This is a genomic window from Streptosporangium sp. NPDC049644 (genome assembly GCF_040675205.1).
Classification (GTDB): domain Bacteria; phylum Actinomycetota; class Actinomycetes; order Streptosporangiales; family Streptosporangiaceae; genus Streptosporangium; species Streptosporangium fukuiense.
Genome location: NZ_JBFAOJ010000173.1, coordinates 1 through 9,498, shown reverse-complemented (window position 1 = coordinate 9,498; position 9,498 = coordinate 1). Strand labels below are relative to the sequence as shown.

9 protein-coding genes are annotated in these 9,498 nt (G+C 69.6%); 8 read left to right on the top strand and 1 reads right to left on the bottom strand.

Going from position 1 to position 9,498, the window contains the following annotated elements; genetic code table 11:
- From AB0J58_RS43075 to trxA, 5 genes are all read left to right on the top strand, one after another.
- A partial coding sequence (locus AB0J58_RS43075; RefSeq protein WP_364227260.1) for a serine/threonine protein kinase occupies positions 1-1,280 on the top strand: 1,280 nt, incomplete at its 5' end.
- Between the two features lie 114 nt (positions 1,281-1,394).
- Positions 1,395-2,042 carry an RNA polymerase sigma factor SigM gene (sigM, locus tag AB0J58_RS43070; protein WP_364227258.1) on the top strand — a complete coding sequence of 216 codons (648 nt, stop codon included), beginning with the start codon at positions 1,395-1,397 and terminating at the stop codon, positions 2,040-2,042.
- The gene (locus tag AB0J58_RS43065; RefSeq protein WP_364227255.1) at positions 2,032-2,952 is read left to right on the top strand and encodes a zf-HC2 domain-containing protein; all 921 of its coding nucleotides are present in this window, start codon (positions 2,032-2,034) and stop codon (positions 2,950-2,952) included. Before sigM ends, AB0J58_RS43065 begins: the two co-directional genes overlap by 11 nt.
- Before the next feature lie 173 nt (positions 2,953-3,125).
- Positions 3,126-4,061, top strand: coding sequence for a thioredoxin-disulfide reductase (gene trxB, locus AB0J58_RS43060; protein WP_364227252.1), 936 nt, complete (start codon positions 3,126-3,128; stop codon positions 4,059-4,061).
- Positions 4,062-4,125: 64 nt separating this feature from the next.
- A complete protein-coding gene (gene trxA, locus AB0J58_RS43055; protein ID WP_350913707.1) occupies positions 4,126-4,449 on the top strand; it encodes a thioredoxin in 324 nt (107 codons plus the stop codon).
- A 183-nt stretch (positions 4,450-4,632) separates the two neighbouring features.
- On the opposite strand, the gene AB0J58_RS43050 is transcribed toward trxA, so the two are convergent.
- A complete protein-coding gene (locus AB0J58_RS43050; protein ID WP_326646217.1) occupies positions 4,633-5,253 on the bottom strand; it encodes a GNAT family N-acetyltransferase in 621 nt (206 codons plus the stop codon).
- Between the two features lie 298 nt (positions 5,254-5,551).
- On the opposite strand from AB0J58_RS43050, the gene AB0J58_RS43045 reads away from it, so the two are divergent.
- The 3 genes from AB0J58_RS43045 (at position 5,552) to AB0J58_RS43035 (ending at position 9,214) form a co-directional block, all read left to right on the top strand.
- Positions 5,552-6,784: a PLP-dependent aminotransferase family protein gene (locus AB0J58_RS43045; protein WP_364227263.1), complete on the top strand. Its 1,233-nt coding sequence runs from the start codon at positions 5,552-5,554 to the stop codon at positions 6,782-6,784.
- Positions 6,785-6,972: 188 nt separating this feature from the next.
- On the top strand, positions 6,973-7,926 hold the full coding sequence (locus AB0J58_RS43040) for a D-alanine--D-alanine ligase (RefSeq protein ID WP_343970392.1): 954 nt from the start codon (positions 6,973-6,975) through the stop codon (positions 7,924-7,926).
- A 229-nt stretch (positions 7,927-8,155) separates the two neighbouring features.
- Positions 8,156-9,214: an aminotransferase class I/II-fold pyridoxal phosphate-dependent enzyme gene (locus AB0J58_RS43035; protein WP_364227248.1), complete on the top strand. Its 1,059-nt coding sequence runs from the start codon at positions 8,156-8,158 to the stop codon at positions 9,212-9,214.
- Positions 9,215-9,498 lie beyond the last annotated feature (284 nt).

Below are 9,498 nucleotides of genomic sequence, written 5' to 3'. Positions count from 1 at the left end.
CGACCGAGGACGACGCCCTCCCCTCCGTGGTCTGCGTGTGGGTGAGGGGTCAGACGTTGGGCGACATGATCGCGGCGGGCCCGCTCGACCCCGAGCGGGCCGCCGCGATGGTCGCCGAGGCCGCCGAGGCGCTGGCCCACGCGCACGAGGCGAACCTCTCCCACCTCTGCCTGACCCCCGAGCACCTGGTCTGGACGGCGGGCAGCACCGTCAAGCTGCTCGGCCTGGGGGTCGACGCCGTCCTGAACGACGTGACGAGCGACGACGGGGCTCGCGAGGACGCCGAGGGCCTCGGCCGCCTGCTGTACGCCGGGCTGACCGGCCACTGGCCAGGTGAGGAGCACGACAGCGGCGGCCTCCCGGTCGCGCCCATGGACGACGGGCACTTCTGCACGCCGCGCCAGGTCACCGCGGGTGTTCCCGGCTACCTCGACACCATCGTCTGCCGGGCGATGCTGCCGGAGACCAGGCGCGGGGCCGACCCGCTGACCACACCCGCCGAGCTCGCCGAGGCCCTGGCCTCGGTGTCGCGGCCCAGCCCGCTGCCGATGCCGACGCCGATGCCGATGACGGTGCTCCCGGTGGCCTCCTCACGCTCCGAGGGCATCGACACCGCGGCACCCCAGCACCACACGCCCCCACCCCGGCACCAGCCCCGTCCGATGCCCCGCCAGGCGGGTGGCGGGATGCTCAACAAGGTCGCCATGACCGTCGTCGTGCTGCTGGTGATGGTGGCCGTCGGCCTGGGGGCCTGGACGCTCGGCCGCAGCATCGGCAACGCCGGCACCCCGGTCACCGGCGAGCAGATCGCCACTCCCACGCCGACCGTGGCCGTCGCCACCCGCGAGGTGAAGGCCTCGGCCACCGGCTTCGACCCGCTGGGCGACCAGGAGGAGGGCAGCAGGTGGGCCTCGGCCGCGGTCGACGGCAAGGAGTCCACCGACTGGCACTCCGAGACGTACGACTCCGCCGACTTCGGGCGGCTCAAGAACGGTGTCGGCCTGCTGCTGGACATGGGCGAGAGCGTCCCGGTCAAGCAGGTCTCGATCGACTTCGGCGGCACCTCGGGCGGCTCCGCGGAGCTCAGGATCGGTGACTCGGCCGACCTCGACGCCCTGACCGCGGTCGAGAAGTTCAGCGGGCTCTCCGGCAAGAAGACGTACACCGCGGAGGCCCCGGGGAAGGGCCGCTACGTGCTCGTCTGGTTCACCAAGCTGCCCACCTACCAGGGGAAGTTCCGCGGCCAGATACAGGAGATAAAGGTCCTCACGACCAAGTGACACCAGTGCGATTTGATCTGTTTTACGCGGCTTCTTACAGATCATCGGAGAATCCGTGGCACCATCTATCCCGTAGTGGTGTTCTCCCCGGACCGGTATAGCAGGACTCTCCTTGTGAATTCCCCACCCGAGACCCCGCCAGCGGCGGACCAGCAGTCGGCGAAGGCCCCCGTGTCCGACGCCGACCTGCTCACCCGGCACATCGCCGGGGATCCGCACGCCTTCAGTGAGATAGTCAAGCGACATCGAGACCGCATGTGGGCGGTCGCCCTGCGCACGCTGGGCGACCCCGACGAGGCGGCCGACGCTGTTCAGGACGCCTTCGTCTCGGCCTACCGCAAGGCCGGGAGTTTCCGCGGCGAGGCGGCGGTGACCACGTGGCTCCACCGCATCGTGGTCAACGCCTGCCTCGACCGCATGCGCAGGAAATCGGTACGCCCGGTGGCCGACGACGAACTCGTCGAGGCCGCGGAGCGTGACACCCCGGTGCTCGACCAGACGGCCGAGCGCGAGGTTTCCATGGAGGTCTCCGCGGCCCTGAAGCTGCTGCCCTCCGACCAGCGCGCCGCGCTGGTGCTCGTGGACATGATGGGCTACTCGATCGAGGACGCGGCCCAGGTGCTGGAGGTGCCGAGCGGCACGGTGAAGAGCCGATGCGCGCGTGGCCGGGCGAAACTCGCCCCGATTCTTTCCCATTTGCGGAACCGATCAGACCTGTCTCGCGTCTCATCCGCGAAGGGAGCACAACTTCGTGACGGGTGATACGCACTACGACCTGGAGATCTTGGCCGAACTGGCCGAGGGACTCCTCGACGCCGCCACGGCCGTGCAGGTACGCGAACATCTCGCGATCTGCGATCCCTGTGGCGAAAGTCTCGCCGACCTCGCAGCGGTCCGTGAGATGCTCGCGGCGACGCCCACACCGGCGATGCCGATGGGAGTCGCGCTGAGAATCGACCGCGCGCTGGCCGCCGAGGCCGAGAGCTTCCGTGGAGGTGGAGTGGGGCTGGTGGAAGCACCGGCCTGGGACGACATAATGCGTGACGCGCCGTGGGAGACGGGATCTCCCGCAGAACCGGCGCCGTGGGAGAGGGCACCTCTTCCCGAGCAGGAGCCTGAGCCGGCCGTGCGGCTGGGGGTCGTCGGCGACGACGGCACCGTGATCCCGGTGAGTCCAGCGGGTCCGGCCAGACGTCACGGCGTGACCCGGCAGGCGACCCGGCGGCGCCGGTGGGCGATGCCCGCCGCGGCGGCGGGCGCGGCGGCCGCGGTGATCGGTGCGACCGTGCTGGCGACCGGAACGCTCACCGCGTCCGGCCCGGCCCCGAGTCCTCTCGCCGCCAAGCCCGCGCCGAGTGACACGGTCCAGTACGCGCTGACCGACAGCAACTGGAACTACACCGACGCCGAGCTCCGCGGCTCGCTGCTCAACTACATCGGCCCCGCGACCATCGTCGGCACGACCGACAAGTCCGGGATCGACAAGTGTGTCCGGCAGATCTCGGCGGAGATCGGCAAGTCCCCCTTCGCCGTGGACCAGGGGTTCTACAACGGGCAGGAGGCCAACATCCTGCTCTTCTGGCAGAACCAGGCCAAGAACACCGTGCGTGTCCACGTCGTGGGCCCGCAGTGCGACAACGTGCGCAAGCCCGGCCTCGCGCGCTGGAAGTGATCGGGGGGACCCGCGGGTAGGGTCCTCGCCCTTTCCGGGAAGGCCCGGCACGGATTCGTTCCGTGCCGGGCCTTCGCGTTTCACCTGCGGATCCGTCGGTGCGCCCGGCGGGAATCAGCTGCGCCTAGGATCTGTTGACGCCGGTGGCATCGACAGAGGGAGAGGCACGAGCAGTGATGGACGTCCGGAATGTGATCATCATCGGATCGGGTCCCGCCGGTTACACATCCGCTGTGTACTCCGCGCGTGCCGACCTCAACCCGCTGGTCTTCGAGGGGTCCGTCACCGCCGGTGGCGCCCTGATGAACACCACCGAGGTCGAGAACTTCCCGGGCTTCCCCGACGGCATCATGGGCCCCGACCTGATGGACGGGCTGCGCAAGCAGGCCGAGCGGTTCGGTGCCGAGCTGGTCGCCGACGACGTGGTGGAGGTCGACCTGACCGCCAGCCCCAAGGTCGTCAGGACCGCCACCGACACCTTCTACGCCAGGTCCGTCATCCTGGCCACCGGCTCCGGCTACCGCGAGCTGGGCGTGCCCAACGAGAAGCGCCTGTCCGGACACGGTGTGTCCTGGTGCGCCACCTGTGACGGCTTCTTCTTCCGCGGCCAGGACATCGTGGTCGTGGGCGGCGGCGACACCGCCATGGAGGAGGCCACCTTCCTCACCCGGTTCGCCTCCTCGGTGACCGTCGTGCACCGCCGCGACGAACTGCGCGCCAGCAAGATCATGCAAGACCGCGCGTTCGCCAACGAGAAGATCCGCTTCGTCTGGGACAGCGAGGTCGTCGACGTGCTGGGCGAGAACAAGGTGAGCGGGGTGCGCCTGCGCAACCTCAAGACCGGTGAGGAGTCCGAGCTGGCGGCCACCGGCCTGTTCATCGCGATCGGGCACGACCCCCGCACCGAGCTCGTCAAGGGCCAGGTGGAGCTCGACGACGAGGGCTACATCAAGGTCGACGCCCCCTCGACCCGCACCAACCTCGACGGCGTCTTCGCCGCCGGCGACGTCGTCGACCACACCTACCGGCAGGCGATCACCGCCGCGGGCACCGGCTGCGCCGCCTCGCTCGACTCCGAGCGCTGGCTGGCCGAGCACGCCGGCGAGTGACGCCGGTCCGCGAGACCGACATCAGGCATCAGCCACCCATCAGGCACAGAGGGAGAGCAGGACATTGGGGACCATCAAGCACGTGACCGACGCCAGCTTCGAGGCCGACGTCCTCAAGAGCGACAAGCCCGTGATCGTCGACTTCTGGGCCGAGTGGTGCGGCCCGTGCCGGCAGGTGGCGCCGATCCTGGAGGAAATCGCCGGCGAGCAGGCCGAGAAGCTCACCATCGTCAAGCTGAATGTCGACGAGAATCCGGCAACGGCCACAAACTATGGCGTACTCCAGATTCCCACCCTGAACGTCTATAAGAACGGAGAGGTTGTGAAGCAGATCATCGGTGCCAAGCCGAAGGCCATGCTGCTTCGCGAGCTCGAGGGCATCATCTAGGCCCCCTGCGGCCGGCCGCTCCCCACGGCGCCCGCCGTATCACCCGCTTCCGAGCGGCACACCCACCCACAGAAAGCCCCCCGCCTCACCGCGGGGGGCTTTCACCTGCGCCGGACGTGCCGGACCTCGACCTCCGGATCGCGGGGGACGTCCATGGTGGTGCCGTACGGGCTCCAGAAGGTCTCAGACGGGCCGCAGGGCCCTCTCCGGACTCATGCTCCCAAGAAGCCTCTCCAGTGCCACCTCGACGTCCTCACGCCACGAGACGGCGTTCTTGAGCTCCAGGCGGAGGCGGGGGAAGCGCAGGTGCGGACGGACCGTCTTGAAACCCACGGAGAGCAGGTAGTCGGCGGGCATCAGGCAGGCGCCCGGCTGCTCCCACTTCAGGTCGCCGAACGCCTCGATCGCCCGCACCCCGCGCCGGGTCAGGTCCTTGGCCACGCCCTGGACCAGCATCCGCCCCAGGCCGCCCCCGGAGAACTCGGGGATGATGTGCGCGGTCATCAGCAGCACCGCGTCCGCGCTGACCGGCGAGGTCGGGAAGGCCACCGAGCGCGGCACGTAGTGCGGCGGCGCGTAGAGCACGAAACCGGCGGCCACCCCGTCCACATAGACGATCTTGCCGCAGCTTCCCCACTCCAGCAGCGTGGAGGAGATCCACGCCTCCTTCTCCAGCCCCGGATCACCGGCCTTCACCGCCCGATCCGCGTTGACGGGATCGAGCTCCCAGAAGACGCACCGGCGGCAGCGGCGCGGCAGGTCGTCGAGATTGTCGAGGGTGACGTTTGCCAGCCGACGCGACACCTGTTGGCCCCAATCCTGGCGAGACGAGTGCAAGCCATGGCGAAAAACGCGCGAAAACGGCGTCTCCAGCTGGCATCGTAGCTCAGTGCGGGTCTTGGTTTCAGGAGGTCCCGTCCCCACACGCAGACGACTACGACCTCTGACGTAACCTGGTTTCTCTAATATGAGCGCTTTATGCGCCACACAATTTAGGAGGTGGACCGTGCCCCAGGATAAAGATCACGGTCAGGCCGTCGCTCCGACCCAGGGATCGCGCATCGACGCCTATGTCGACCGGTACGCGGCACGAGCAACCGGGATGGTCGCCTCCGAGATTCGAGCTCTTTTCTCCGTCGCGTCGAGGCCCGAGGTGGTCTCGCTCGCCGGCGGAATGCCGTACGTCACCGCCCTGCCCCTGGACGTGGTGGGGGAGCTGGTCGCCGACCTGGTCGCCAGGCGCGGTCCCGTCGCGCTCCAGTACGGCTCCGGCCAGGGCGACCCGCACCTGCGCGAGCAGATCTGCGACGTCATGCGGATGGAGGGGATCGAGGCCAACGCCGACGACGTCGTGGTGACCGTCGGCTCCCAGCAGGCACTCGACCTGATCACCCGGATCTTCATCGACCCGGGTGACGTCGTGCTCGCCGAGGGCCCCTCCTACGTCGGAGCCCTGGGCACGTTCTCCGCGTACCAGGCCAAGGTCATCCACGTCGCGATGGACAGCGAGGGAATCGTCCCCGAGTCGCTGGCCCAGACCATCTACGCCCTGAACAGCGCGGGCAATCGGATCAAGTTCCTCTACACGATCCCCACTTTCCAGAACCCCGCCGGAGTGACGCTCAACGCCGTGCGCAGGCAGCAGGTCCTGGAGATCTGCCAACGCGCCGACGTGCTGATCGTCGAGGACAACCCGTACGGCATGCTCGGCTTCGACGGCGAGCCCATGCGGACGCTCCGCGCCGACAACGCCGAAGGCGTGGTCTACCTCGGCTCGTTCTCCAAGACCCTGGCCCCCGGATTCCGGGTCGGCTGGGCGCTCGCCCCGCACGCCGTCCGCGAGAAGCTGGTGCTGGCGATGGAGTCCGCGGTCCTGTCGCACTCCTCCTTCACCCAGCTGGCCGTCGGTCAGTACCTCGCCACTCAGCCCTGGCGTGAGCAGATCAAGACGTTCAGAGAGCTCTACCGCGAGCGCCGCGACACCATGCTCGCCTCGCTGGAGGCCCTGATGCCCGCCGGCGTCACCTGGACCCGCCCCGCGGGCGGGTTCTTCGTCTGGGCCACCCTCCCCGAGGGGCTCGACTCCAAGGCGCTGCTGCCCCGCGCGGTCGCCGAACGGGTGGCCTTCGTGCCGGGCACCGGTTTCTTCGCCGACGGCGGCGGCGCGCGGAACATGCGGCTCTCCTACTGCTATCCGGAGCCCGACCGCATCCGCGAGGGCGTCCGCCGCCTGGCCGGGGTGATCGAACAGGAACTTCGTGTCCGCGACACGTTCGGAACCGGCTCGTCCCCGGACCGCATCGGGGTCGACACCCCTGGCCCCGATCTCGCGTGACCACGCCGCACGGTAGGTGTCCCGTTGCCACGGGACACCTACCGGCATGATCTCCTCCCGCCCGGTACCGTACGGTGACTTCCTGTGCCGGTGCGCGGCGATAGATCCGGTCCGCCGGGAAGGCCGGGCCATGCGCGGCGAGAGCGACAGAACAGGCTCGGAGCGGGCCTTGACGAGAGGTATGTCGGATGAGTGACCTGGGCCATGTGCTCGTCCTGGCGGGCGGACTCTCCTACGAGCGGGAGGTCTCACTGCGTTCGGGGCGGCGGGTGAGTGAGGTGCTGCGCGGGGCGGGCATCTCCGTGGAGACCCGCGACACCGACGCGTCACTGGTTCCCTCCGTGCTCGCGGACCCGCCGGACGCGGTCTTCGTCACCCTTCACGGCGGGGCGGGCGAGGACGGTGCCATCCGCACGGTGCTCGAACTTCTCTCCGTCCCGTACGTCGGGGCCGGCCCCGACGCCTGCCGGGTCGCCTACGACAAGCCCACCGCCAAGACCGTCGTCCGCTCCTTCGGTCTGCGCACCCCCGAATCGGTGACGCTGCCCAAGGAGACCTTTCACGACCTCGGCGCCTCCGCGGTGCTGGCCCGGATCGTGGAGCGCCTCGGCCTGCCCCTGTTCGTCAAGCCGTCCCGAGGTGGCTCCGCGCTCGGTGCGTCGATGGTCCGCAGCGCGGAGGAACTTCCCGCCGCCATGGTCGGCTGCTTCGCCTACGGCGACACCGCACTGATCGAACGTTGCATCGACGGCGTCGAGGTCGCCGTCTCCGTGGTCGACCTCGGTAACGGGCCGGTGGCCCTGCCCCCCGTGGAGATCGTCCCCGACGAGGGCATGTACGACTACGCGGCCCGCTACACCGCCGGGCACACCGAGTTCTTCGCCCCTGCCCGCCTCTCGCCCGAGGTCTCCGCGGCCTGCACCGAGATGGCCGTGACCGCGCACACCGCCCTCGGCCTCCGGGACATCTCCCGCACCGACCTGATCGTCGACGCGGACGGCCTGCCGCACTTCCTCGAAGTCAACGTCGCCCCCGGCATGACCGAGACCTCCTCCCTCCCCATGGCCGTGGAGGCCGCCGGCGACGACCTCGGCACCCTCTGCCGGATCCTCCTCGAACAGGCCGCCGCCCGCGGCGCCTGACCCCCGCTCGCCTCCCTGGGAATGGTCGAAGCGCGCGACGGGGATCGGGTGGGGGCCCGGAGCGCGGCCCCGGCGGGAACACCGACGGTCCGATCATCAGCCGATCGAGGCACGCGGGAGGCGCGACGGTTCGGTGGAGGGCCGCCGAGAGCCCCGAGGCCGGAGGGAAACCGGCCGGGGCGGACCAGGGGCGTAACGGTGAGCGGGCCGTCCCCCCTACGCTGGCCGTGTGCTGACCTCCACCCCATTTCCCAAGAGCTTCGCCAGTGACAACCACGCGGGCGTGCACCCCGCGGTCCTCGCCGCCGTCCTCGAAGCGAACACCGGAGACGCTCCCGCCTACGGCGAGGACGTCTGGACCGCCGCGATGGAAGACGCCTTCAGTACCGAGTTCGGCCCCCAGGCGACCGTCTATCCGATGTTCAACGGCACAGGAGCCAACGTCGTGGGACTAGGGCTCGCGCTGCGGCCGTACGACGCGGTGATCTGTCCGGTCACCGCCCACATCAACACCAACGAGTGCGGCGCGGCCGAACGCGTGCTCGGTGTCAAGCTGGTCACCATCCCCACCGATGACGGCAAAATCTTCGTGGACGACATCCGGGGCCTGCTGTCGGTGCTGGGGGATGCGCACCACTCCCAGCCCAGGGTCGTCTCCATCTCCCAGGTGACCGAGTGCGGCACCTGCTACACCGCCGACGAGGTAGCCGAGCTCGCGGAGTTCGCGCACGCGCGGGGCCTCTTCCTGCACATGGACGGCGCCCGGCTGGCCAACGCGGCGGCCGAGCTCGGCTGCTCGCTCCGCTCCCTCACCACGGACGCGGGCGTGGACCTGCTCAGCTTCGGCGGCACCAAGAACGGCGCCATGGGCGCCGAGGCGCTCGTGGTCCTCCGCCCCGAACTGGACGCCCCGACACCGTTCCTACGCAAGCAGGGAATGCAGCTAGCCTCCAAGATGCGCTTCGTCTCCGCCCAGCTGACCGCGCTCCTCACCGATGACCTCTGGCGCGAGAACGCCGCCCACGCGAACGCCATGGCCCACCGCCTGGCCGAGGGCATCGCCGACCTCCCGGGCGTCTCCCTGCGTTACCCGGTGCAATCCAACGCGGTCTTTCCCGCCCTGCCGGAAAAGGTCATCGCGGAGTTGCAGCAGCGCTACCTCTTCCATCTCTGGGACGCGGCCGAGAACGTGGTCCGCTGGGTGACCGCCTTTGACACCGGTCCCGAGCATGTCGACGCCTTCGTCGCCGACATCCGGCTCGCCGTCCAGGGGGCGGCCGGCTCCTGAGTGACGGCTGTTCCACGTGAAACGGCCGTCCCCTGCGGGCCCCCTGCTCGTCCGCGTCAGCCGGCGCTCGATGTTTCACGTGAAACGGCACCGTCTCCGTCGCGGCGACAGAGGGCCGCGCCGACATCAAGGCCGGGGCGCTCGGCAGCCTTGCGGCCCTGAGGCCGCGCGTGCGCGTGCGGCGGGGGAGGGCTTCACTCGGACCGTCGCGGTGGCGTACGACGGCCGAGGGAGGGTGTCGGGGACACGAGAACGGCCTCCCTGTTTCACGTGAAACAGGGAGG

What these genes read in the sequence shown, in the direction of transcription:
- AB0J58_RS43045 (WP_364227263.1), top strand. Translation starts at nt 5,552, where the DNA reads ATGGTCGCCTCCGAGATTCGAGCTCTTTTCTCCGTCGCGTCGAGGCCC.
- AB0J58_RS43040 (WP_343970392.1), top strand. Translation starts at nt 6,973, where the DNA reads ATGAGTGACCTGGGCCATGTGCTCGTCCTGGCGGGCGGACTCTCCTAC.